Consider the following 25025-nt stretch of genomic DNA (forward strand, 5'->3'; position numbering starts at 1 on the left):
TCCCACTCTCCTCATGGTTTCATTGACAAAGCTGCTTGTAAGATAGCTTCTCCATTACAAAGCCCATAATGGACAGATTGAATGACATCAACGGGTATTCCTTTCTCCTTACATAACTCTTTCATTTTCGGCAATAAATAACGTACTTGCGGTCCAAGTAAAAGTACATCTGCATCATCAATATGATTTCGCACTTCTGAACCTGATACAGCCCAAATCTTTACCTCTATCCCACTTGCCTGTGCTGCTTTCTCCATTTTTGTAACTATCAAACTGGAAGACATTCCCGCTGCACAGCAAAGCAAAATATTCATCCCGCTTCCCCCCCTTTTTTCTACACCCAAGTTATGGTGTACCCCTTGCCACCACTAGGTTACAAATATATATGTCTAGATTTCTAACTGTATGCCGAGCTTAAAAACAAAAATTTCTAGGTTTTCACGCTATTCCATATATCCGTATTTTCCTAGTAAAGAAGTCTCTAAATCGCTATAATGATTCAGTATGATTTTTTTTATAATCGATAGGAGGGTTTATTTATGAAGGCATATCGCTTTCCGCTTATTTTATTATCTTCTATCCTAATTGGTGGTTTCATTGGTTATTTCATGGGTGCCGATGCAGTTGCTTTAAAGCCGCTTGGTGACATTTTCTTAAACTTAATGTTTACGATTGTTGTACCTCTTGTGTTCTTTAGCATCGCGTCATCTATTGCTAATATGGATGGATTAAAACGTTTCGGTAAAATTATGTCTAGTATGGCTGGGACTTTCTTATTTACAAGTATTTTAGCTGCTATTTTTATGATTATCATCGTGAAAGTATTCCCGCCAGCACAAGGTGTTGTATTAGAACTAACACAACCTGATAAAGCTGAAAAAGCTGTTAGCGTTGCTGATCAGATTGTTGGTATTCTAACAGTATCTGACTTCTCGAAGTTACTATCTCGTGAGAATATGTTAGCTCTTATTTTCTTCTCAATCTTAATGGGAATCGCAACTTCAGCAGTTGGCGAAAAAGGGAAACCATTCGCTACATTCCTACAAGCTGGTGCAGAAATTTCAATGAAAGTTGTATCTTTCATTATGTACTACGCTCCAATCGGACTAGCTGCCTACTTCGCAGCATTAGTTGGTGAATTCGGACCACAACTTCTTGGAACTTACTTCCGAGCAGCAATGGTATACTATCCAGCGTCTCTAATTTACTTCTTTGTATTCTTCACATTCTATGCATACCTTGCAGGTCGCAAACAAGGTGTTCAAATCTTTTGGAAGAACATGGTCTCTCCTACAGTTACATCTCTTGCAACTTGTAGTAGTGCCGCAAGTATTCCAGCCAACTTAGAAGCGACGAAGAAAATGGGTATTTCTTCTGACATTCGTGAAACAGTTGTCCTTCTTGGATCTACACTTCATAAAGACGGATCTGTTTTAGGCGGCGTACTAAAAATTGCTTTCTTATTCGGTATTTTCAACATGGAATTCGAAGGACCGAAAACATTAGCAATCGCACTTGTCGTTTCTCTTTTAGTAGGAACAGTAATGGGTGCTATTCCAGGCGGCGGTATGATTGGTGAAATGTTAATCGTTTCTCTATACGGCTTCCCGCCAGAAGCGTTGCCAATTATCGCAGCAATTAGTACAATCATTGATCCACCTGCAACTATGTTAAACGTAACAGCGGATAACGCTTGTGCCGTAATGACAGCTCGCCTTGTAGAAGGTAAAAACTGGATCAAAAATAAATTTGCTTAATAGATAAAAAGAAGATGCTCGTTTGGAGCATCTTCTTTTTTTGTTATTTGTCAGCGAATCGATACATTGGAAAAATCGTTGATATATTAGCAAAATCGTTAATATAATCCCATTCCGCCACAAATTTGTTAAAATTTTCACAAATATTCCACACCTCTTATCCATTCTCCGTACTATAATCATGTATGGAAAAGGAGATGGACACAATGACACAAAGCGCACCAGAATTTAAAGTTTTGCAAAGCATTGCATTTCTTGCTGTCGTTTTGCAAAGTTCCTTATTATATACAATGAATCAAGGAAATGTCTTACTTGAGCAATCCCTCATTATGGGCATGCTATTTAATCTTGCAAAATTTTCAGCACCTGCCTTCATATTTATCGTTGGCTTCCATTTAATTCGGCAATATACGAAGCAACTCGTTTATACAGAATATATTTATGAAAAAGCTGCACATTTACTCATCCCTTATTTCTTCTGGTCTATTCTTTATCTATTAACAACAAACGATATCATTACACTACAAGGCGGAATAAAAAGTTTATTACTCGGAACAGCCGCACCTCATCTTTGGTACGTTATTATGATGTTCCAAATTCACTTATTGTTCCCTTTACTATGCACACTATTTTATTGGTTTCAAAAACGAACAGAAAATAAAAAAGACATATATAAATATATGACCATCTTTGCTTGTCTATATTTCCTCTTAATGTGGTACTCTTCTCACTACATTTTTAATGGAGAGAAATTGACTAGTTCAACGATTTTACATTATACAGATCGTTCCTTCTTCTTCTATTCATTCTATTTCGTTATGGGAGGAATAGCTGCTGTCGCATTAAAAACTTGGCGTATATTTACCATGAAACATATCCCGCTTATAACAATCTTATTTTTCATCTTATTTTTATTCATCAATTATGAGTTATTTAGTTTTTACGGGGCCAATTCTATTCATTTAACCGTTTCTACTTATTTAAAACCGTCCATGTTTTTATATATTGTTTGTGAAATTATTATACTGTACGTATTATCTATTATGATTGTAAAAAGAAGGGGCTTATTATATAAAACATTAAAATTCATCGGAAACTATACGTATGGCGCCTATTTAGCCCACCTCTTCTTTTTACATATAGGCACAAAGTTTCTTTCTCTATTTGCACTACAAGAAAACACAATATTATATAGTCTATTACTATTTTCAGTAACAGCCGTACTTTCTATATTCACAATGGTCATTTGTAGTACACTACCATTTCATATATGGATTACAGGGCCTTCCCCTACGAAAAATATGAAATGGATCAAGATTGCTATTCGGAAGAATCATGAAAAAGTATTTAAACCATATCTTTGATATAATAGTATTTCATACAGGAAAAGAAAGTGAGCGTAACCTATGATTAATCAAATCGGACAAATTATGTTATATGTAAATAATCAAGATGAATCAGTACAATTCTGGACAGAAACAGTAGGATTCCAAATCGTTGCGGAAGAAAATAACGGACAAGGGTTTCGCTGGATTGAAATCGCTCCAACAAAAGAAGCAGGAACAAGCATCGTCCTTCACGATAAAGCGTTAATCGCGAAGATGCAACCTGAATTAAACTTAAATACACCATCACTTATGTTCTTCTCTAACAACTTAGATCAATTTTATAAAGAGCTTTCTGAGAAAAATGTTACAGTTGGACAAGTTGTAGATTTACCTACTGGTAGAGCATTCAACTTTGCAGATAATGAAAATAATTACTTTGCAGTTATGGAAAAGAAATAAGAAAAAAGTGCCACCCTAGGGTGGCACTCTATTTTTTACTCTTTTCCAATTCCATTTCCGCTAAAAGCGGCAATACATTATCAAAGATATGCGTATTATCATTCTCACCTGTTACATATCCACCATAATATCTACTGAATACATTATCATTTCGGAATGTAGTCATCCGCTCATACAATTCCTTCGCAAACTTTGTATCACCTGTTTGTAATACGTATAAAATTGTTAATCCGTAAGACGCTGGTGATTCATAGTTTACAGTTTGTTTTCCCGTTTCTAAGTTATAACGACCGTATAACTTTCCGTCCTCATGAAATTTTTTCTTTATAAATTCCAAATAAGCATCTGATGAAAGACCGCCTAAACTGCGATGATATGCAACGTATGATTGATCAATAAGATTCACTTCTTTATCGTATGTAAATGTACCATCTTCTTTATACTCTTTCGGAAATGCCCAACCCTCTCTCGGATAATCAGCTAAAAACTGAACAACTTCCTGATACTGCTGTGCAGAAATTTTCCCGTACTTTTTCATATAAGAGAATGCATGAGGATTTATGTAAGATGTTGTTGTAAATTTATTTTGTTTACCTGCATCTGCATCATAATAATCCACGTAATAATTATCTTTTTTATTATAACGAAGTACAGCATTGCTCAATTGATCAGCAAAGGTTTTATAGCGCTCTTCCTTATACATTTCATAAGCACGATATAATTGTTCAATAATACGAAGATCATCTATAAGTGCATTTGTGGCTGACTGCATTTCTCCCTTTTCAGAGATTTTCCATAAAACGATGTGATCCTTATGTACAAAATTATTTTGAATGACCTTTACTTGTTCATCGAATAACGCCTGATCATCTTTATCAAGCGTATATTGTAACCATAGTCCTGCCGATTCTGATAAAGCTTCACGGCCCTTCGCCTCACCCGTTCCTGCCTTCGTATCTGCTAAACGGTACGTTGCAAGTGTCCCATTTTCATTTACCATATGCCTTAAAATAAAATGCTCCGTACGGTTTCCTTGTAAAGCCGACCAAAATACAATTCCACCTAAAGCAAGCAAGACAATAACTCCAATCCCTATATATAAACGTTTTCGCAAACTTGTCACCTCCCTAGTAAGGCTAACCTTAATTTTACCAGAACATACACAAATATAAAAAAGACAATCCGCTAGATTGTCTCCCCCACAAACCTATTTAGAAGGTCTATATAGCGATTCCACAAGTCGATCGTATTCACGACGTGTAATTTCTTTATTATATAACTTTAATAATAAATCTCTATGCTCTTTTGAAAATGCCATCTTTTTAATAACTTCAGGATACATAAGATACCCTCTCCATTTCACATAAACTTCTTCATTTCATAAACGTAATACGCCAAGACGGAACTTATGTTCGCATAAAAGATTATAAAATATTCCTCTCTAAAAAACAAACAAAATATTACCTAACTCACATTTCTTTCTTTTTCGAATATTCAAAAATAATACTACCACATTCCCTTTTTTAAATGCATATATATTTTTGGCAGTTTTTTGAATAAATTTTCCAATTCAATCAGAAAATAATGGCAAAAAAGAAGAGGAGTATACACATGGATACCGTAACATTAGCACGGGCATTTTTTGGTTCTTCATTAGCATTCCACATTATCTTTGCAACGCTTGGCGTCGGGCTTTCTTTAATGATTTTTTTAAGTGAAATATTGTATCACTGGAAGAAAGATTCTGATTATGCCATTATGGCAAAAAGATGGACAAAGGCTTTTGCTATCCTTCTCGGTGTAGCAATTCCAACTGGAACAATTGTTGGTGTACAAATTTCACTTCTTTGGCCTGGTTTCGCCAAAATTGTTGGACAAGTTATTTCCGTTCCGTTTCAAATTGAGATTTTCGCCTTCTTTTTAGAGGCTTTATTCATGTCTATTTACGTATATGCAGCTGATAAACTACCTCCAGTTATGAGATTAGTCTCTCTATTTTTCGTTATGATTGGTGCCACTGCATCCGCCGTGCTTATTACATCAGCAAATACATGGATGAATACACCTGCGGGCTTTTCAATGGGGCCAGATGGCTCAGTTTTTAACGTTGATCCGTGGAAAGCTTTCTTTAATCCGAGCTTTGGCACAAGTGCATTCCACGTTGTTATTACGGCCTATGCAGCTGGGGCAGCTGTTATCGCTTCTATCGCTGGATTTAAATTATTAAAGAAGAATTTAAGTGTGCGTGAAATTGCTTATCATAAAAAAGGATTACTTTTAGGGCTTGTCGTTACATTTATCACAGGTGCTACGATGTGGATTTCTGGACATGAATCCGCGATTGCCTTACATAAACATTCACCAGAAAAACTAGCATCTGCTGAAGCTTTGTTTGAAACGACATCGCATGCACCTTTATCGATTGGCGGGGTTGTTGACCCTAATACACTTGAACTAAACTATGCACTCGAAATTCCGAACATGCTCAGCTTATTAGTAGGACTCGATCCTAGTACCGTCGTAAAAGGGCTAAATGAATTCCCGCAAGAAACGTGGCCACCATTTTATACACATACACTTTTCAACTTAATGGTTGGTGCCGCTGCTTTTACCTTTGCTGTCGCAGCTATTGCCCTCATGTATTGGTACTTTGTTTATCGAAAAAAAGAAGCGGAGTTACCGAAGTGGCTTCTTTGGGGTACCGCGGCATGCGGACCAGTTATGATGCTCGGTATTGAATTCGGATGGATTTTCAGTTGTAGTGGTCGTCAGCCATGGACAATTTATGGCATGCAACGCACAGTAGATGCTTCTACACGTGCTGATTTCGTCGGACCTTTATTTGTTCTATTCATCATTTTATATATCGGACTCGCTATTTTAACCGTCTTTGTACTACGGACATTCTTTAAGAAACATCCATTAAAGAATGATTTACATCACCAAGGAGGCGATTCTCGTGCATGAGGAAAGCATTGCAATCATCATCTTATGGGCTCTTATTTTCGTATATAGCATACTAGGGTCCATTGATTTTGGAGCTGGCTTTTGGGGCATGGTATACGCTAAACATCCAACGCTCGCTGCCAAGCTTGCTAATCGGTACTTATCACCAACTTGGGAAGTAACAAATACGTTTCTTGTCTTTGTCGTTGTCGCTTTTCTCGGTTTCTTTCCAAAAGCGGCCTTTACCCTTGCAACGGTTATGTTTGTACCAGTTATGTTAATTTTAGTACTCGTTGCGATTCGCAGTACATTTATGGTATTTGCTTACTCCCTGCCAAAGTATCAACACCTTCTTCGTATTATTTCAGGTATTACAGGGCTCTTAATCCCAGCTCTATTAATTACCGTTCTGCCCGTTACAGAAGGTGCCTATATTACGATGTCTGAAGGAAAAGAAGTGCTCCTTTACGGAAAACTTCTTTCTAGTCCCGTTATTTATTGTTATATGCTCTTCGGACTAACTTCGGAACTATTTCTATCATCTCTCTTTCTTGCTGATTTTGCTAGGGAACAAGGTTCTGAAGATACGTACCGAATTTATAGAAGAAACGCCATCATACTTGGTCCTGCAACGCTCGTGACTGCTATTATCGCTCTCGTTGTAATGGACCCTGAAACACACTGGCTTATGCAAGGACTAATAAAGCAATTCCCATGGTTTACAGTCTCTATCGTTTTATTTGTTATCGGATATTCCTCCCTTTGGTGGACAAATAAAAAGTATGGCACACTAGGCTTTCCTCGCATTGCAGTTTTAGCTGTCGTCGCTCAATATGCATTTGCAAGCTACGCTTACGGCGTCGCCCATTTACCGTATATCATTTACCCGGACGTAACTGTATTTACAAGCTTTACGACGGTCGAAACATTCTATGCGCTTCTTATTCTTTACGCAATCGGGATTGCAATTTTGCTACCCGGATTTATTTTCTTCTGGAATTTATTCTTGAAGGATCGAACTTTTTTGAAGGAAAAATAATAAAGTGAAACTTTAATCAGTGGAGGTTTTATCCATCCCCCACTGATTATTAGCCCTCACCAATCGGGCTTTTACGGGCAGCCCGGCTCCCACCTAACTCCCTCGCATTCGCCAAATTTTGAGGTGGGAGTCTTACTGCCCGCAAATAGCGGGATAAATGAGGGGCATTCGTACATAGAATGCCCCTATTTATTAGACGTCTCTCCTAATGGTTATTACACTACCACTGATACTTGTCCTATAGCTCAAAAAACACATATTCACATCATTCCATTATACGTCTAGTTCTTCTTATTTTTTGCTGAATATACTACCAATATAAACTTGAGACAAGCTACATTTGTTCAAGGGAAAATAGAAAGGTAGGTTAAATATGAGCATTGAAATATGGATTACTATTATTGTATTCTTCTTAACAATGATTGTTGTCTTTTGGCGACCCCGTGGCTTAAATGAGGCATGGCCGGCAGCAGTCGGCGCTGGCATTATCCTCATTACTGGACTTGTATCAAAACCAGACGTCATGGACATTATAAGTAAAATCGGCGGTGCCTCTATAACGATATTAGCGACCATCGTTATGGCGGTTATATTAGAAAGCTTCGGCTTCTTCCACTGGTCCGCAGCAAAACTTGCAAATTTAGCAAAGGGCTCCGGTCGCCGTTTATACTGGTATATTCAATTATTATGTTTTCTTATGACTCTTTTATTCAATAACGACGGTAGTATTTTAATTACAACACCGATTTTGATTTTACTTCTGAAAAACCTTCGATTAAAACCTCATCAACAAATCCCTTATTTATTAAGCGGTGCTTTAATCGCCACTGCATCTAGTGCACCAATCGGTGTAAGTAATATCGTAAACTTAATCGCATTAAATATTGTTAATATGACTCTTTATATGCATACAGCTATGATGTTTGTACCTGCAACACTAGGACTACTGTTTATGTCATGGCTCATGTATACAGTTTTAAAGAAAAAACTTCCAAAAAGATTACCTGTTTCTTCATATGATATTGAAGAGATTTTTTTCACGAAAAACTTCCATCCGTTAAAAGGAAAAAATTCTGTTGATACGAAACAAAAACGTACAAAATTCATGTTAAAAGTATTAGGCTTCGTCTTCCTTATGCGCTGTCTTCTATTCGTTGCATCCTTCTTATCGATCCCAATCGAAATTGTTGCTGTACTCGGTTCACTCATTCTTCTCATCTGGAGATGGTACTACTTACGAACAAACCCAGTCGATATTTTGAAAAAGACACCGTGGCACATTTTAATTTTCGCTTTCTCTATGTATGTAATTATTTACGGGCTTCACAACGCAGGATTAACAGCAGCACTTGTAAATTGGCTCGAGCCAGTTGTAAATCAGCATCTACTCTATGCAAGCTTTGCGATGGGCGGACTTGTATCTATCCTCTCTAACATCTTCAATAATCACCCTGCACTTATGATTGGTACCATTACGTTAACGGAAATGGGACTAGATCCAGTCACATTAAAAACGATTTATCTCGCAAATATCATTGGTAGTGACATCGGTTCACTATTATTACCAATTGGTACGCTAGCTTCTCTCATTTGGATGTATATACTAAGACAAAACAAAATTAAGGTGAAATGGAAAGATTATTTAAGCGTATCTCTCATCGTAATCCCACTCACAACAGTCGTCACATTATTCCTCTTATACTACTGGGTACACTTATTCTTCTCCTTATAGACAACAGAAGCCCCCTTTGCTACCGTCTTAGCAAAGGGGGCTTCTTCTATAATTAAGTTAGGTACTACAGTGTGATCAATCAAGTAAAGAGGTGTAACGTATTATTGGTATAAATGACTACCGATGTCTTTAAATTCTTTCGATTTCTCTTTCATACCCTTTTCAATTGCTTCTGTCGTTTCTAAATCATTTTCTTTCGCATATTCACGAATATCATGTGAAATTCTCATACTACAAAACTTCGGTCCACACATCGAACAGAAATGAGCTGTTTTCGCGCCTTCTGCTGGCAATGTTTCATCATGATACTCCATCGCGCGTTCAGGATCTAAAGATAAATTAAATTGATCGCGCCAGCGGAATTCGAAGCGTGCTTTTGAAAGTGCATCATCACGCTGATGAGCCGTTTTATGCCCTTTCGCAAGATCAGCCGCATGCGCAGCAATTTTGTACGTAATAACCCCTTCGCGAACATCATCTTTATTTGGTAAACCTAAATGTTCTTTCGGTGTTACATAACAAAGCATCGCAGTTCCGAACCAGCCAATCATTGCAGCTCCAATCGCTGATGTAATATGGTCATAACCTGGCGCAATATCTGTCGTTAACGGTCCAAGTGTATAGAACGGCGCGCCCTGACAAATATCAAGCTCTTTCTCCATATTCTCTTTAATTAAATGCATTGGTACATGCCCAGGTCCTTCAATCATAACTTGCACATCATGCTTCCAAGCAATTTTCGTTAATTCACCAAGTGTTTCAAGCTCAGAAAACTGCGCTTCGTCATTTGCATCTGCAATCGATCCTGGACGTAATCCATCTCCAAGAGAGAACGAAACGTCGTACTGCTTCATAATTTCACATATCTCTTCAAAATGAGTGTATAAGAAGTTTTCTTTATGATGGAATAAACACCACTGCGCCATAATCGAACCACCGCGCGAAACAATACCTGTCATACGCTTTGCAGTAATTGGAATGTAACGGAGTAATACACCGGCGTGAATCGTGAAGTAATCAACGCCTTGCTCCGCTTGCTCAATTAACGTATCGCGATACACTTCCCACGTTAAATCCTCTGCAATTCCGTTTACTTTTTCAAGCGCTTGATAAATTGGCACAGTTCCAACTGGTACCGGAGCATTACGAATAATCCACTCACGTGTTGTATGAATATTTTTGCCTGTAGATAAATCCATAATCGTATCTGCACCCCAGCGAGTCGCCCACGTCATCTTCTCTACTTCTTCTGCAATAGAAGAAGATACAGCAGAGTTTCCGATATTTGCATTTACCTTCACGTGGAAATTACGTCCGATAATCATCGGTTCTGCTTCCGGATGATTAATATTCGCTGGTAAAATGGCACGACCTTCTGCAATTTCCTTACGAACAAATTCAGGCTCTACCCCTTCACGAATCGCAACATATTCCATCTCAGACGTAATAATACCATTACGCGCATAATGCATTTGCGAAACATTTGCACCTTGCTTCGCCCTAAGCGGCTTGCGATCCATTTGCGGGAAAACAGGTGTATGTTTTGAAGCCACCTTGACACCGTCATCCTCTGGTTTTACTTCGCGCCCTTCGTATGCCTCTACATCCTCGCGCTTCATGATCCAAGAATGGCGCGGCGTTGGAATCCCCTTTTCCAGCTCCACTTTATACTCAGGATCTGTATAAGGTCCACTCGTATCATACACACGGATTGGCGGATTTTGAACACCATTCGTATCGCTTTGTGCAATCTCGCGCATCGGTACTTTCATACCTTCCCATGGTCCATCCACATAAACTTTCTTACTTCCTGGTAAACTCGATTTCAATTCAATTTGCTCAGCTGAAACAGACTGTTTCATAACCTTTGTTGCCCCCCTGTACGTGACAAGGACGAGATATGGCCAGCGTATGCCAAAATAAAAAGAGCCAGGTCCATAAAAAAATAAGGACCTGGCTCATAAAGACATAATTATGTAAAGCCGTTAACTTCCCTACGCTGGTACGAGCCAGATCAGGTCCAAAGGGTTAAGAAGTTCACACGCTTCTCTCTCAGCCTACGCATACGTTAGGCACCCCTAGTTTATCACTGATTTAATTTTCAATACTTTCCCATCATACATGATAATCTGAAAAATGCAAAGGTTATTTCTTTTTTGTTTACGGAATCATCCAAGTTAAATAATAAGCCTGTACATAAGTCATAATCCCCACAATAATTACGAAGAATAAACTATGCTTCACTGTAAAGCGGAACAGATCTGATTCTTTCCCAGCAAGACCAACTGCCGCACAAGCGATCGCAATCGATTGCGGAGAAATCATTTTACCTGTTACACCGCCCGTTGTATTTGCTGCAACGAGAAGCACTTCAGATACACCGACTTGCTGCGCTGTAATTGCTTGTAAATTCGAGAAAAGTGCATTCGCTGACGTATCTGATCCTGTTAAAAATACACCGATCCAACCTAGGAATGGTGAGAAGAACGGGAATAACCCGCCAGTTCCTGCAAGTGCTAGCGCTAATGTAGAAGATAAACCAGAATAATTTGCGATAAATGCGAATCCTAATACGAATCCGATAGATAGAATTGGCATCTTAAGTTCGTTTAACGTTTCTTTAAATGTTGCTACTGCATCTTTTGCACTCATTTTCAAAATAAAGATAGAAATGATACAAGCAATTAAAATTGCTGTTCCAGTTGCTGATAATACATCAAGCTTCAAAATTGCCTCATAAGGTGTTGGTTTATTTACAATTGGCTCTGCTTTCATTACTAAATTGTGTAAGCCTGGAACTTCAAACTTAAATACAAGACTTTCTAATGCGCCGCCTGGAGCGAATAATGCTTTAAAGAAACTTTGGCTCCAAATGACTACCATCACAGTTAAAATAATGAACGGAGACCATGCTTTTACTACTTTTCCTACCGTTAGTTTCGGCATAGATGTCGCCTTTGTTGCTGCTACTTCACTATTCGCTTCTTTAGACTGATAAATTTCTTTCGGCTGCCAAACTTTTAAGAATAGCGATAAACTTACTAAACTTACAAGCGCTGACGTAATATCCGGAAGTTCTGGCCCTAAAAACGTCGCTGTAATAAACTGTGTAATTGCAAATGAACTACCCGCTACAAATAGAGCAGGCCATGTTTGTCTTACCCCTTTAAATCCATCCATTAAAAATACGATAAAGAACGGAACAAATAATGATAAGAACGGTAATTGATGTCCAGCCATTTGTCCGATTTTATGCGGATCAATACCAGTTACTTGTCCAGCCACTGTAATCGGAATTCCCATCGCTCCGAATGCTACTGGTGCAGTATTTGCGATTAAACAAAGACCAGCCGCGTATAAAGGATTTAAGCCAAGGCCTGCAAGAAGCGCTGCCGTAATCGCTACTGGTGCACCAAATCCTGCTGCTCCTTCCAAAAATGCTCCAAATGAAAAACCGATTAAAATAACGAGTAAACGATGATCATTCGTAATGGATAATACAGATGCACGAATGACATCAAATTGACCTGTTTTCACAGAAATTTTATATAAAAATACTGACATAATGATAATCCACGCAATTGGCCATAATCCGTATAAGAAACCGTATCCGGTCGCTGCCATTGCCATTGTGAATGGCATTTTATACGCAAATAAAGCCACCAAAATCGTTAATACAACTGTAATAAACCCTGCCACATACCCCTTCATGCGGAAAACTGCTAAAGCTAAGAAAAAAAAGATGATTGGAATAAGTGCGACTGCTGCCGAAATCCAAATGTTACCGAACGGATCGTAAACTTGTGTCCATGTGTTCATTGTTCTCTCCCCCCTAAAGAATCCCCTTTTAAATAGATATAACCTTATCAATAGACTATCAGGTCATCATACCTTTAAGTCTAAAAATAAAAAACGTCTAAGAAAACGTTTTCACTAACTTCTACTTTATCACAACAATTTCCATTAAAAAAGATTTTTTTGAAAATTTCATTATTTAATATGCAAATCTTACAAAAACGTCACGTTCTTGTAATGTTCATCGATAGTAAGCTTGCCAAATTTACTGCATACTAAAAGTATAACAACGGACATTATTTATGAGGTGATATATATGAACGGAAACAAAATACTAGCTGCTTTATCATACTTTAGTGTACTATTTGCCCCTATCTTATTCCCAATTATCGTTTGGATTGTGGGCGATGCTGAAACAAAACCACATGCAAAACGTGCGCTATGGACACACATTATTCCAAGTATAGCTACATTCATCGGCCTAATTATTTTAGGAATTATGGGCATCGGATCTGATCGACCAGACGTAACACTTGGAATTGGAGCAATGATTGTCTTATGTATTTGCGGAATCATTAGCTTATACTACTTCATTTGGAATATCGTAAAAGGTATTAAAGTACTGAAAGCTTAATTTTAAACAAACATTTAATTAAAAAGGACACTTGCAAATTGCAAGTGTCCTTTTTTCCCGCTATTTGCGGGCAGTAAGACTCCCACCTCAAAATTCGGCTGGAGCAAAGAAGTTAGGTGGGAGCCGGGCTGCCCGTAAACGCCTGATTGGTGAGGGCTAATAATCAGTGGGGGATGAACCCCCACTGATTAAAGTTTCACTTTATCTTCTGCGTTTCTTCTTTTTTCTCATCATTTTCTTTCGGCGCGTATTCGCTTTATCCGCTATAATGTGGAGCGTACTCGCCACAACAATTCCCATTACAAACGTTACAATTTCAATCTCGTGTTCCTTCGCAATTTCTATTAAATTCCCATCGAGCGCTATTATATTTAATAGGAATAAAAACGGAGAAAACACGATTAACATGTATGCAATACGAATAATATCACCAATTATAATCGTATGCGTGAAGAAGGAACGATGGGGCATTACGCTCCTATATGGATACCAAAAAATGCGGAGTAATCCCCATTTATTATACGCATTGCTATACGTATCTAAATCCGGTGTTAAAAAGAAAGTACCTACTAGAAATCCAATTGCAAAAGTTAATAAAAAATCAAAATTTGTTAATCCATACGAAAAGAGCATAAACAAAACAACCGGAAGGGATATTAAGTTTATTTTCGTATGCGTTCTTCCTGATGGCATAATGCACTTCCTCGCTTACGTTCGCCCTGTCATCCGACAGGTCTCACCTATTGATCTAATTTTTGATCGATAAATGATGTGTCTATATCCGAACCAAACCATTCTGCCAACTTCACTCGTGCCTTATCTTTCACTTCTTCATTTACGTATATCGATGCTTGTAATAGTGCGGCCATTAACGCACCTAAATCATCCGTATAACCAATTCCAGCAACTAAATCTGGGATTGCATCAATCGGTGCAATGAAATAAGCAAGTGCTCCGATTACAATAATTTTCACTCGTTTTGGAACATCCGGTCTTTGCAAAACGTAAAACAACAATAAACTCGCATAGATTACCGACTGCCCTGCCTGCTTCGCAACATGTTTTATTTTCTTCCAAAACGCTTCAACTGAAAATTTTTGTTTCATTCAAAAGCCTCCCTATTTTTCAAAAGAAATAAGCTACAATATGTTATGTTATCAGTAAAAGTTCATCAAAATTACACATAATCTATCAATGAAATTTCATTGTAACAAACAAAACCAAAAAGAACAAGTGTTCGTTAATTTTTTCGTATTTTCCTTCATATAATAGTTTTCTAGACAACCACTTAAAGATTTCTATTCCATATTTCTCAACCAAAAAACTTTCAATTTCGCTTAACATTCTTTTCTATTTTTGTTATATTTTCTAGTTGACGAGCCTATAAACGAATGTTAAAGTTTTCTCTGGTAGTGACAAATCACATACAAAAAATGTAAAATGTTATAGTGTTTCTCAGAAATGAATTTTGTTGTATAATACAGAAATGACGTTATGCTTATGAGCAGCACAAGAAACCAAAAAGGGTATGCATAGTTAAAGTCGTATATGGGTGAATATAGAAACTCTAATTATGACCAAGAAAACTATGTATTTTTTATTTTAACATTTTTCGCTCCAAAATCGACCAAGCCTGATAGAGAAAGGGTGGAAATGAATGAAAGAAACCATGAAATCACAATTTCAAAATGTGCGTTTCACTTTATTCGTAGCTTTGGCCGTATGGCTAAAAACCTACATCATTACACGCACTAGCTTCGATTTAAAACTTGAATCGTTCATGCAAGAATTCATTTTATTCATTAGTCCATTAGCAGCATCATTACTGTTTGTGGGTCTTGCATTATTTGCAAAAGGGAAAAAACGTAACTATATAGCACTAGGAATTAACTTTATTTTAACGTTCATTCTTGTTGGTAACGTAATGTTCTACGGATTCTACAATGACTTCGTTACTTTACCAGTATTAGGACAAACGTCTAATTTCGGAAGTTTAGGTTCTAGTGTGAAAGAATTATTTAACTACAAAATCATCCTTGCATTTGCGGATATTATCGTATTCTTCGTTCTATTGAAGAAGAAGAAAAATTTCGCACCGACAGAGCGTGTAGCACGTCCGATGCGTTCCCTATACTTCGTGTCAACAATTGCTATTTTCTTCGTAAACCTAGGATTTGCAGAAGCTGAGCGTCCAGAACTATTAACACGTTCATTCGACCGCGTTATGCTTGTTAAAAACTTAGGATTATATGTACACCAAGCATACGACCTTGGCTTACAAGCAAAATCAAGTTCACAAAAAGCATTTGCGGATAGTAGTAAATTACAAGAAGCAGAAAACTATGTGAAAACAACACAAAGTAAACCAGATCCAAATATGTTCGGTACTGCAAAAGGGAAAAACGTAATTGTTGTCTCTCTTGAATCGTTACAAACATTCTTAATTGGTGCGCAAGTTAACGGACAAGAAGTTACACCATTCTTAAACCAATTTGCGAAAGAAAGTTATTACTTCGATAACTTCTTCCATCAAACTGGGCAAGGAAAAACATCTGATGCTGAATTCTTAGTAGATACTTCAATGTATCCACTAGACCGTGGTGCTGTATTCTTCACACACGGTAATAACGAATATACAGCAACTCCAGAAATTTTACGTCAGCAAGGATATCACACATCAGTATTCCACGCGAACAACGCAACGTTCTGGAACCGTAACATTATGTATCCGGCACTTGGTTATGATCGTTACTACAACGAGCTTGACTACAAGATTACGCCAGAAACAAAATTAAATTGGGGATTAAAAGATATCGAATACTTCGATCAGTCTATCGATATGTTAAAACAAGTGAAGCAACCGTTCTATACTCGCTTCCTTACTTTAACAAACCATTACCCATTCACTTATGATGACAGTACGAAATTAATCGAGCCGTACAACTCTGGTGATGGAGTATTTGACCGCTATATGGTAACAGCTCGCTACTTAGACGAAGCAATGAAACACTTTATTGAGCGTCTAAAAGCAGAAGGTATTTATGACAACTCTGTTATCGTATTCTACGGTGACCATTATGGTATTTCTGAAAACCATAACCGTGCAATGGCACAGTTCTTAGGAAAAGAAGAAATTACTACATTTGACCAGATGAACTTACAAAAAACACCGATGTTTATTCACGTTCCGGGTCAAAAAGAAGGTAAAACAATTTCAAAACCAACTGGTGAAATTGACATTAAACCAACAATTCTAAACTTACTTGGTATAGATTCTACGAATCAAATTCAATTCGGTCATGACGTATTCTCACCAGACAATAAAGGATTCGTTGTTCTTCGTGACGGTAGCTTCATTACAGATAAGTACATGTACACAAACAGTACATTCTACGACCGTAACACAGGTGAAGTTGTACAATTACCGAAAGAAGAAGCTCAACCACTTATTGATCGTGCACAAAATGAATTAAACATGTCAGACAAAATCATTGAAGGCGACTTACTTCGCTTCTCTGAAAGCAATAAAATCAAAACTGGTGAAGTAAAAACAGCTATTAAAGAAGAAAAGAAGAGCGCTGAGTAATCTCAGCCTCTTTTTTTATTTTCCTCCCTACAAATTCTTCTATACATTAACTTTAAAATTACATAACCTTCATCTAATATTTACACCACATTAACGAAGCATCTTTATAATAAAATATGTAAACAAGGTTCCACATATTTCTTATCTCTCATCTTTAATAAGATCCCTTAGAGAAATATGCGCATCATTTGTTTTCAACTTTCTTATAATTGTCTTTTAAAGTGTTTTTGTTTCCATACACAAAACCTTTAATCAGGCAATGTCCCTATGAAAGATAACTACCCTCCTTGTGCAACATTCCATACGAATGTTGCTTTTTTTTTTCAAAAAGCAGGATTCTTATTTCTCATTTTCGAATTTGTATATACAAAATGCTGTAAATCATCATTACTTCTCTATGATTTACAGCCCGTTCCCAACGAGAAAGCCCATCGTCTTTAGGCGTGGGAGTCTCAAAAATACATATACGTCATATGTAGAGAATTACTCACATAAAAATTACTATAGTGATTTTTATTCCGAATGAATTAAAGTTTCACGTTACTTATGTACTAACGAAAGGATGGGACGAAAATTGGCATACGAAAGATTTGTGCTATGGAATGATGCAGTTATTGATACAACGAAACATCGCGCGTACATAGAACTTGAAGAAAGAGGTTTACAATTTGGCGATGGCATCTATGAAGTTATTCGCCTTTATAACGGAAACTTTCACTTATTAGACCCACATTTAACAAGATTATATCGATCCATGGAAGAAATAGAATTATCGCTCCCTTTCTCAAAAGCAGAACTCATCATATTACTCTACAAACTAATTGAAAATAATAATTTCCACGAAGATGGAACGATTTATTTACAAGTATCTCGTGGTGTACAAGCTCGAGCACATGCATTCTCATATGACACCTCTCCGACAATCTATGCTTATATTTCAAAAAAAGAAAGACCGGCTTTATGGATTGAATACGGTGTACGTGCTATATCAGAACCTGATACGCGCTGGCTCCGCTGTGATATTAAATCGCTAAATTTATTACCAAATGTATTAGCTTATACGAAAGCTGAGCGCAAAGGTTGTAAAGAAGCACTTCTCGTACGGAATGGTATCGTAACTGAAGGTAGCCACTCTAACTTCTTTCTCATAAAAAACGGAACACTGTATACGCATCCAGCCAATCACCTTATTTTAAACGGCATTATTCGTCAGTACGTCCTTTCTTTAGCTAATACTCTTCAACTTCCTGTACAAGAAGAGCTTTTCAGCATTCGCGATGTTTATCAAGCAGATGAATGCTTCTTTACGGGAACGACTATTGAAATTTTGCCGATGACCCATCTCGATGGAACTGCGATTCAAGATGGTCAAGTTGGCTCTATCACCAAATTACTACAAAGGTCATTTTCTCAAAGCCTTTTAAAATCCAACAGCACATCTTCCTAAATACGAATAATCTTCTCATTTTCCACATCAAATATATGTATTTAAATGGAAATCAAGGTGCGGATTTATACCTTGATTTTTTTCTTGTAATCTTTTTGTCATATTCAGATTCCCGCATAAGTCTTGACAGTAATCGACATGCTCTTTAGAATTTTTAACAGTTGGTAAATATTTCTTCACTACATTACAGACAGAAAGGAATCGACAAATTATGAAAAAATACCTTGCCGGTCTTGCGGCAGTGTCTGTAGCAGGAGGAGCAGCACCCACACTTGATAGTGTTCAAGCTGCCCCGGAACAAAATACACAAAAAGCTGCTACACAAGCTGTCCAAACTTCCGCATCAAACAACTCATCTTATACAGTAAATGCTGACGTATTACACGTTCGTGCAGGATCAAGTACTTCTCACGACATCATCTCTCGCGTTTATAATGGTCAATCATTAAACGTAATTGGAGAAGAGAATGGTTGGTTCAAAATTAACCATAACGGACAAACAGGTTATGTTAGTGGCGAATTTGTATCAAAAAACGGAGCAACAAATAACAATGTAAGCACAGGTGGAAACAATAAAGTTACTGCTAATGTATTACGTGTTCGCACAGCTCCTAACACTTCTAGTGCTATTTCAGGCCGTGTGTATGAAGGACAAACTTTAAACGTTATCGGTCAAGAAAATGGTTGGGTGAAAATCAAACATAACGGACAAGTAGGTTATGTTAGTGGCGAATTTGTATCTGGCGTTTCTTCAAATGGGGGCTCTACAAACAATAACGACCAAATAAATGTACAACCAGCAAGCGGAAACTATACAGTAAACGTATCTTCCCTTCGCGTTCGTACAGGTCCTAGCACTTCTCATCCAACTATAGGTTCTGTTAAGAAAGGACAAGTAGTACAAGTTGTAGGCGAAGTTCAAGATTGGTTCAAAATCAATTACGCAGGACAAACAGCTTACTTAAGCAAAGACTACGTAACAAAAGGCGGTTCTAACGAAAACGTCACGCAAGGTAATAACCAAGAACAAAACAATAATGTAACTGTTCAAACTGGCGGCACTTACGTTGTTAACGCAACATCTTTACGTGTTCGTACAGGCCCTGCTACTTACCATAGCGTAATTGGTGGCGTATTAAATGGTACGACATTAAACGTAGTTGGATCTGAAGGTAGCTGGTTTAAAGTTAACTATCAGGGAAAAACAGGCTACGTTAGTAGCGAATTCATGAAATTCGTTAAAGGTGGGACCGCTACTCCTGAACAACCTGAACAGCCTAACCAAGGTGCAATTGGCGACTATTACATTAATGTTTCTGCACTAAATGTACGTAGCGGTGAAGGTACAAATTATAGAATCATAGGCGCACTTCCACAAGGACAGAAGGTTCAAGTAATCTCTGAAAACTCTGGATGGAGCAAAATTAACTACAACGGTCAAACTGGTTACATCGGAACACGTTTCCTATCTAAAACACCAGTTGGTGGTGCAGTAGATAATAAGCCTAACGACAACCAAAATAACAATAACAATACAAACAATAATAGCGGTGACAGTTCTTCTCTACTTGCATACGCGAAATCTATGCAAGGCGTACCATACGTTTGGGGCGGTACTTCTGCTAACGGTGTTGACTGCAGTGGTTACATCTACCACGTATATAAGAAATTTGGTCATAACATTAGCCGCCAAAGTGTTGCAGGATATTGGAGTAGCTTACCACAAACTTCAAATCCACAGCCAGGTGACTTAATTTATTTCAAAGACACTTATAAAGCAGGTCCTTCTCACATGGGTATCTACCTTGGGGGCGGATCATTTATCCAATCTGGAGATAAAGGTGTAGCAATCGCTTCATTAAGCAACTCTTATTGGAAAAGCCATTTCTTAGGGTATACAAAAGCACCTTAAGTGATAGTTTCAGAGCCTTCTAGTTTACTAGAAGGCTCTTTTTTAAAGGGCTCAATATAGTAACCCCCTTTCATTCTCTCTACGCAAAAATTATGCGTTCATTTTCCTATTTCATACACTATATTCTATAAAAATTATCCAAAACGTTATCATAATGTATATATTTCCACAAAAAACATAACCTATTTCATGTCGATTCATTTTATATGTGTTTTTTCAAATAATTTTCTTTTTATTCAAACTTTTCGTTAGACGTTTGACCTCCGATGTCCATTATGATAAGTTACTTAAGATGTTATATTTGCAGAAGTATAGACAACTGTTTTATACATTTTTTTACTATGAGGAAGGAGCATACACTGCATGAATGTTTTATGGGGAATTGGCGGCGTGATTGGAGTATTAGCAATCGCTTTCTTATTATCTTCCAACCGCAAAGCTATTAATTGGCGCACAATTTTAATCGCGCTAGCATTACAAATGTCATTTTCATTTATCGTATTACGATGGGATGCTGGAAAAGCAGTTTTAAAACACGCTGCTGACGGTGTTCAAGGCTTAATTAATTTTTCTTACGAGGGAATTAGGTTCGTTGCTGGGGATTTAGTCAACGCAAAAGGACCTTGGGGATTTATCTTCGTGATTCAAGCACTACTTCCAATTGTATTTATTAGTTCATTAGTTGCAATCTTATATCATTTCGGTATTATGCAGAAATTTGTTAGTATCGTTGGTGGCGCATTAAGTAAACTTCTTGGAACTTCGAAAGCAGAAAGTTTAAACTCAGTAACAACTGTATTTTTAGGACAAACTGAGGCACCAATCTTAATCAAACCTTACTTAGCACGCTTAACTAACAGTGAGTTCTTCACTATTATGGTAAGTGGTATGACAGCTGTTGCCGGATCAGTTCTTGTCGGCTATGCAGCAATGGGAATTCCATTAGAACACTTATTAGCAGCAGCAATTATGGCAGCTCCATCAAGTTTATTAATTGCAAAACTAATTATGCCAGAGACAGAAAAAGTAGATAACAACGTTGAACTTTCTACAGAACGTGAAGACGCAAACGTTATCGACGCAGCTGCACGTGGTGCATCTGAAGGTATGCAACTTGTTATTAACGTAGCAGCAATGTTAATGGCTTTCATCGCATTGATCGCTCTATTAAATGGTCTATTAGGATGGGTTGGCTCTTGGTTCGATATTAAGCTTAGCCTTGATTTAATCTTCGGTTACTTACTATCACCATTTGCAATCTTAATCGGGGTTTCTCCAGGTGAAGCTATACAAGCAGCAAGTTTCATCGGTCAAAAACTTGCAATCAACGAATTCGTTGCATACGCAAACTTAGGACCACACATGGCAGATTTCTCTGAAAAAACAAATCTAATTTTAACATTCGCAATCTGTGGTTTTGCAAACTTCTCTTCTATCGCAATTCAATTAGGTGTAACAGGAACGTTAGCTCCTACTCGCCGTAAACAAATTGCACAATTAGGGATTAAAGCAGTTATCGCTGGTACACTAGCGAACTTCTTAAACGCAGCAGTTGCAGGTATGATGTTCCTATAATTTTATATAAAGCCTCCTCTTTTAAAGAGGAGGCTTTTTTATATACTATAAATATAATTTTTATATATATTAAACCCTTTATGTCTAGATGTATAGATATATAGATATATAGACAATATGTTACAACAATTAGTATGTCTGTTTATTTTTTCTTGTAAAAGAGGGAGACTACTTGATTTCGCTCACTTAAAAAAGACTTCCAGCTACATGGTCCATTTCTTAATAATTGTGCATACTACAAATATCCCACACGAATTATCTTTAAGGAGGAAAGTTTCGTGAAAGATAAGTCCTATAAAATCCTCTCTATGTGGATTTTACAAATTGTATTTTATTTTACTACTGTACATGTGACGAAATATGAGCACGCACTCATTTTTACAATTATATATGTCATTGTAAATGTACTATTCCTATTTTTAGCTGATAAAACAGCCTTTGTTTTCTTTATACTGGGAACCATTATTTCAGTATTCTATTTATTTTATGAAGCGTGGCTTCACTTATGGAGTACATCAGATCAATGGGAATATATTATTACCCACTTCCTGATGGCAGCTAACTTCTTCATTGTTTATATTTCAACCCATCTATTAAAAAAGGTTATCCTTGAAAATAGAAAGTTAACTGAACGAGTGAGAGTGCTTGAGCAATACATTGGAGAATCAAAATTATTAACAAGACAAGAATTCGACAGACGACAAGCATTATTAACAACTGCAATGAATCGTCGTAATGAAACAGGCATTATCATTTTCTTTGATTTCACTTCCTTTAGTAAATATACGAAGGAAAGTGTCATGGATCGTGTAGCTTCATTATTAGTTGATACAGTCAGAACTGACTTTGACCTTGCTGCTGAATATGACAACAACACATTAGTCATTTTATTACAAAACACAAATGAAGCTGGTGCTGATATTGTAATGAACCGTCTACATCCAAAAATGGAGCAATGGCTTGCTGCTGAAGCAATTCAAGATATTAAAATAAAACGAGAACAAATCAATACAAAAGGACATGCCCCATTATGATGTCACTCTTTATGCTTCTTTTATTTATTTTGTTTTGTGTACTTGTTTTCTGGATCAGCATCACATTTTCAATTAAATATGTATTGATTTTTACAGCCTTTCTATTCTCTGGTTTACTCGTTTATTACTCTTTCTTAACAATTGCGGGCTTAATTCATCGAAATAGTAAACGAAAAGATCGTACGCTAGAACATTATCCAAGTGTAGATATTTTAATACCTGCCCATAATGAAGAGGTTGTTATTAAAGATACATTAGAAGCAATGGCAAAGATTGAATACCCAGGCAAACTAAACGTTTATTTATTAAACGATAACTCTCAAGATGAAACACCTGAAATTGGTGATGATTTCGACAAAGCTTATGCTCATATTCATCACATTCGTGTACCACCTGGCGAACCGAAAGGAAAATCGCGTGTATTAAACTACGGCCTTAGCATTTCGGATGGTGAATATTTCTGTGTTTACGATGCAGATAATCAACCTGAACCACATGCATTACGAATGCTCGTAGAACATGCTGAAACAACCCAGGATGCCGTTGGAGCAGTTGGACACGTTCGTACAGTAAATGAGAAAAGAAATTGGCTTACACGAATGATTTCATTAGAATTTCAGATTTTCCAGCTCCTTATGCAATCTGGACGCTGGCTATTATTCCAAACAGGTTCACTAACCGGAACAAACATGCTTCTTCGTCGTTCTGCATTAGAAGAGCTTGGCGGCTATGATCCTTATGCAATTGCAGAGGATGCCGAATTAACATTAAGAATTACCCAAAAGGGCTATCTCTTACCAATCGTCCCGGAATCGATTACATGGGAACAAGAACCAGAGCATTTAAAAATTCTTATTAAACAGCGTACACGTTGGCTTCAAGGAAACTTATACATTTTAGAAAAAATGTTTTCTTCGTTAAGCTTCTTTAAAGGGAAACTTCTCGTCCATTCCTTACAACAAGTTTTAGTGTATGTCGTATTTTGGCTATTCCTAATCATTTCAAACGTTTGGTTTGTAATTGGACTGCTCGGGATATTCCAAATTCAATATAGCATTCCATTACTATTTATGTGGTATGTCGCATATATTACATATGTTTCTCAATTATTTAGTGCCCAGAGCGTCGAACGAACCTTTACACCGACCAATATTTTCATAAGCGTCATTATGTACTTTACGTACGCACAGCTCTTTACGTATTTGTTTATTCGCAGTCTCATTCTTTACTTACGTGCAAAGAGCAAGAAACAAGTAATTGGTTGGGATAAAACAGTACGATTTAAGAAAGAAAAATAGATTTCATTAAAAAATAAGCACAGAGCGCCGTATGCTCTGTGCTTATTTTTTACCGTAATACTATATATCAGACAATACCCCTTAGCTGAAAGTTATTTCACGTCCATCCCCCAACGAACGATCGACCTTCATTTATATACGAAAAAGTGATTGCTATTTTTGTAGAACCAATTGCTTCTCTTGATGCTCTTTACGAGTTTCAGTCTTTGGTTCCGTGCTTTCTTGGACATTGCGATGTGCCACACGTTTCAAACAAATATGCTTCCACTTTCTTTCGTAACGTTTCATTATTCTAGTTGTCCCCCTTGAATGCGCTTTAAAACTATTTGAAATCGCTTACAGGAAATAATATAGCACATATACATAAAAGTGACAACACATTTCCGACATATTTTTGTCAAAAATATGAACATAATTTACATAATATCGGATATTGTCGAAACATATCGATTTTCCTTTTTAAACTACAGCTATCCACACTTT

General features: G+C 37.1%; 21 protein-coding genes and 1 riboswitch. Of the genes, 13 read left to right on the forward strand and 8 right to left on the reverse strand.

Annotated elements, in window-relative coordinates; genetic code table 11:
* Nucleotides 1–11: 11 nt before the first annotated feature.
* Nucleotides 12–314 carry a PTS sugar transporter subunit IIB gene (locus tag QUF93_RS27235; protein ID WP_088060532.1) on the reverse strand — a complete coding sequence of 101 codons (303 nt, stop codon included), beginning with the start codon at nt 312–314 and terminating at the stop codon, nt 12–14.
* Nucleotides 315–539: 225 nt separating this feature from the next.
* Between QUF93_RS27235 and QUF93_RS27240 the strand changes: the two genes are divergently transcribed.
* The 3 genes from QUF93_RS27240 to QUF93_RS27250 all read left to right on the forward strand — a co-directional run bounded on the left by QUF93_RS27240 (nt 540) and on the right by QUF93_RS27250 (nt 3544).
* On the forward strand, nt 540–1757 hold the full coding sequence (locus QUF93_RS27240) for a dicarboxylate/amino acid:cation symporter (RefSeq protein WP_289360776.1): 1218 nt from the start codon (nt 540–542) through the stop codon (nt 1755–1757).
* Between the two features lie 206 nt (nt 1758–1963).
* A complete protein-coding gene (locus QUF93_RS27245; protein ID WP_289360777.1) occupies nt 1964–3121 on the forward strand; it encodes an acyltransferase family protein in 1158 nt (385 codons plus the stop codon).
* A gap of 42 nt (nt 3122–3163) precedes the next feature.
* The gene (locus QUF93_RS27250; protein WP_002123951.1) at nt 3164–3544 is read left to right on the forward strand and encodes a VOC family protein; all 381 of its coding nucleotides are present in this window, start codon (nt 3164–3166) and stop codon (nt 3542–3544) included.
* A 28-nt stretch (nt 3545–3572) separates the two neighbouring features.
* On the opposite strand, the gene QUF93_RS27255 is transcribed toward QUF93_RS27250, so the two are convergent.
* Both QUF93_RS27255 and QUF93_RS27260 read right to left on the reverse strand, forming a co-directional pair.
* Nucleotides 3573–4658 carry a transcriptional regulator gene (locus tag QUF93_RS27255; protein WP_289360778.1) on the reverse strand — a complete coding sequence of 362 codons (1086 nt, stop codon included), beginning with the start codon at nt 4656–4658 and terminating at the stop codon, nt 3573–3575.
* A gap of 93 nt (nt 4659–4751) precedes the next feature.
* On the reverse strand, nt 4752–4886 hold the full coding sequence (locus tag QUF93_RS27260) for a hypothetical protein (protein ID WP_002123947.1): 135 nt from the start codon (nt 4884–4886) through the stop codon (nt 4752–4754).
* Nucleotides 4887–5155: 269 nt separating this feature from the next.
* Between QUF93_RS27260 and cydA the strand changes: the two genes are divergently transcribed.
* The 3 genes from cydA (at nt 5156) to QUF93_RS27275 (ending at nt 9261) form a co-directional block, all read left to right on the forward strand.
* The gene (gene cydA, locus QUF93_RS27265) at nt 5156–6511 is read left to right on the forward strand and encodes a cytochrome ubiquinol oxidase subunit I (RefSeq protein WP_289360779.1); all 1356 of its coding nucleotides are present in this window, start codon (nt 5156–5158) and stop codon (nt 6509–6511) included.
* Entirely contained in the window at nt 6504–7529 is a 1026-nt protein-coding gene (locus tag QUF93_RS27270; protein WP_002123943.1) for a cytochrome d ubiquinol oxidase subunit II, read from the forward strand. The genes cydA and QUF93_RS27270 overlap by 8 nt, the downstream gene beginning before the upstream one ends.
* A gap of 373 nt (nt 7530–7902) precedes the next feature.
* Nucleotides 7903–9261: an arsenic transporter gene (locus QUF93_RS27275; RefSeq protein ID WP_289360780.1), complete on the forward strand. Its 1359-nt coding sequence runs from the start codon at nt 7903–7905 to the stop codon at nt 9259–9261.
* A 101-nt stretch (nt 9262–9362) separates the two neighbouring features.
* Here the strand turns inward: QUF93_RS27275 and thiC are convergent, their stop codons facing one another.
* Both thiC and lldP read right to left on the reverse strand, forming a co-directional pair.
* The gene (gene thiC / locus QUF93_RS27280; RefSeq protein ID WP_289360781.1) at nt 9363–11123 is read right to left on the reverse strand and encodes a phosphomethylpyrimidine synthase ThiC; all 1761 of its coding nucleotides are present in this window, start codon (nt 11121–11123) and stop codon (nt 9363–9365) included.
* A 112-nt stretch (nt 11124–11235) separates the two neighbouring features.
* Nucleotides 11236–11351: riboswitch (TPP riboswitch) on the reverse strand.
* 70 nt (nt 11352–11421) lie between these two features.
* A complete protein-coding gene (gene lldP / locus QUF93_RS27285) occupies nt 11422–13080 on the reverse strand; it encodes an L-lactate permease (protein WP_289360782.1) in 1659 nt (552 codons plus the stop codon).
* A gap of 292 nt (nt 13081–13372) precedes the next feature.
* On the opposite strand from lldP, the gene QUF93_RS27290 reads away from it, so the two are divergent.
* Nucleotides 13373–13690 (forward strand): magnetosome magnetite crystal formation protein family, encoded by a 318-nt coding sequence (locus QUF93_RS27290; RefSeq protein WP_002123936.1) that lies wholly within the window; start codon nt 13373–13375, stop codon nt 13688–13690.
* Nucleotides 13691–13891: 201 nt separating this feature from the next.
* Here the strand turns inward: QUF93_RS27290 and QUF93_RS27295 are convergent, their stop codons facing one another.
* Both QUF93_RS27295 and QUF93_RS27300 read right to left on the reverse strand, forming a co-directional pair.
* Nucleotides 13892–14383, reverse strand: coding sequence for a metal-binding protein (locus QUF93_RS27295; protein ID WP_289375882.1), 492 nt, complete (start codon nt 14381–14383; stop codon nt 13892–13894).
* 47 nt (nt 14384–14430) lie between these two features.
* The gene (locus QUF93_RS27300; RefSeq protein WP_002112935.1) at nt 14431–14796 is read right to left on the reverse strand and encodes a YkvA family protein; all 366 of its coding nucleotides are present in this window, start codon (nt 14794–14796) and stop codon (nt 14431–14433) included.
* A 551-nt stretch (nt 14797–15347) separates the two neighbouring features.
* On the opposite strand from QUF93_RS27300, the gene QUF93_RS27305 reads away from it, so the two are divergent.
* The 6 genes from QUF93_RS27305 to QUF93_RS27330 all read left to right on the forward strand — a co-directional run bounded on the left by QUF93_RS27305 (nt 15348) and on the right by QUF93_RS27330 (nt 24542).
* The gene (locus QUF93_RS27305) at nt 15348–17276 is read left to right on the forward strand and encodes an LTA synthase family protein (RefSeq protein ID WP_289375884.1); all 1929 of its coding nucleotides are present in this window, start codon (nt 15348–15350) and stop codon (nt 17274–17276) included.
* Nucleotides 17277–17838: 562 nt separating this feature from the next.
* Nucleotides 17839–18723 carry a D-amino-acid transaminase gene (locus tag QUF93_RS27310; protein ID WP_289375885.1) on the forward strand — a complete coding sequence of 295 codons (885 nt, stop codon included), beginning with the start codon at nt 17839–17841 and terminating at the stop codon, nt 18721–18723.
* Between the two features lie 211 nt (nt 18724–18934).
* Entirely contained in the window at nt 18935–20635 is a 1701-nt protein-coding gene (locus tag QUF93_RS27315) for a C40 family peptidase (protein WP_289375886.1), read from the forward strand.
* A gap of 363 nt (nt 20636–20998) precedes the next feature.
* Entirely contained in the window at nt 20999–22210 is a 1212-nt protein-coding gene (locus QUF93_RS27320) for a NupC/NupG family nucleoside CNT transporter (RefSeq protein WP_289360788.1), read from the forward strand.
* A gap of 278 nt (nt 22211–22488) precedes the next feature.
* Nucleotides 22489–23244, forward strand: a complete 756-nt coding sequence (locus QUF93_RS27325) for a PleD family two-component system response regulator (protein WP_289360789.1) — start codon at nt 22489–22491, stop codon at nt 23242–23244.
* Nucleotides 23241–24542 carry a glycosyltransferase family 2 protein gene (locus tag QUF93_RS27330; protein WP_289375888.1) on the forward strand — a complete coding sequence of 434 codons (1302 nt, stop codon included), beginning with the start codon at nt 23241–23243 and terminating at the stop codon, nt 24540–24542. The genes QUF93_RS27325 and QUF93_RS27330 overlap by 4 nt, the downstream gene beginning before the upstream one ends.
* Nucleotides 24543–24695: 153 nt before the next feature.
* On the opposite strand, the gene QUF93_RS27335 is transcribed toward QUF93_RS27330, so the two are convergent.
* Entirely contained in the window at nt 24696–24830 is a 135-nt protein-coding gene (locus tag QUF93_RS27335; protein WP_002123916.1) for a hypothetical protein, read from the reverse strand.
* Nucleotides 24831–25025: the final 195 nt, after the last annotated feature.

It is taken from the genome of Bacillus hominis (assembly GCF_030348325.1).
Lineage (GTDB): Bacteria > Bacillota > Bacilli > Bacillales > Bacillaceae_G > Bacillus_A > Bacillus_A hominis.

Bases quoted from the DNA above. Each gene is read 5' to 3' on its own strand.
- QUF93_RS27330 (WP_289375888.1), top strand. From the start codon at position 23,241: ATGATGTCACTCTTTATGCTTCTTTTATTTATTTTGTTTTGTGTACTT.
- QUF93_RS27245 (WP_289360777.1), top strand. From the start codon at position 1,964: ATGACACAAAGCGCACCAGAATTTAAAGTTTTGCAAAGCATTGCATTT.
- lldP (WP_289360782.1), bottom strand. From the start codon at position 13,080: ATGAACACATGGACACAAGTTTACGATCCGTTCGGTAACATTTGGATT.
- QUF93_RS27295 (WP_289375882.1), bottom strand. From the start codon at position 14,383: ATGCCATCAGGAAGAACGCATACGAAAATAAACTTAATATCCCTTCCG.
- QUF93_RS27260 (WP_002123947.1), bottom strand. From the start codon at position 4,886: ATGTATCCTGAAGTTATTAAAAAGATGGCATTTTCAAAAGAGCATAGA.
- QUF93_RS27335 (WP_002123916.1), bottom strand. From the start codon at position 24,830: ATGAAACGTTACGAAAGAAAGTGGAAGCATATTTGTTTGAAACGTGTG.
- QUF93_RS27250 (WP_002123951.1), top strand. From the start codon at position 3,164: ATGATTAATCAAATCGGACAAATTATGTTATATGTAAATAATCAAGAT.
- QUF93_RS27320 (WP_289360788.1), top strand. From the start codon at position 20,999: ATGAATGTTTTATGGGGAATTGGCGGCGTGATTGGAGTATTAGCAATC.
- QUF93_RS27300 (WP_002112935.1), bottom strand. From the start codon at position 14,796: ATGAAACAAAAATTTTCAGTTGAAGCGTTTTGGAAGAAAATAAAACAT.
- QUF93_RS27275 (WP_289360780.1), top strand. From the start codon at position 7,903: ATGAGCATTGAAATATGGATTACTATTATTGTATTCTTCTTAACAATG.
- QUF93_RS27305 (WP_289375884.1), top strand. From the start codon at position 15,348: ATGAAAGAAACCATGAAATCACAATTTCAAAATGTGCGTTTCACTTTA.
- QUF93_RS27235 (WP_088060532.1), bottom strand. From the start codon at position 314: ATGAATATTTTGCTTTGCTGTGCAGCGGGAATGTCTTCCAGTTTGATA.
- QUF93_RS27310 (WP_289375885.1), top strand. From the start codon at position 17,839: ATGGGACGAAAATTGGCATACGAAAGATTTGTGCTATGGAATGATGCA.
- QUF93_RS27315 (WP_289375886.1), top strand. From the start codon at position 18,935: ATGAAAAAATACCTTGCCGGTCTTGCGGCAGTGTCTGTAGCAGGAGGA.
- cydA (WP_289360779.1), top strand. From the start codon at position 5,156: ATGGATACCGTAACATTAGCACGGGCATTTTTTGGTTCTTCATTAGCA.
- thiC (WP_289360781.1), bottom strand. From the start codon at position 11,123: ATGAAACAGTCTGTTTCAGCTGAGCAAATTGAATTGAAATCGAGTTTA.
- QUF93_RS27240 (WP_289360776.1), top strand. From the start codon at position 540: ATGAAGGCATATCGCTTTCCGCTTATTTTATTATCTTCTATCCTAATT.
- QUF93_RS27290 (WP_002123936.1), top strand. From the start codon at position 13,373: ATGAACGGAAACAAAATACTAGCTGCTTTATCATACTTTAGTGTACTA.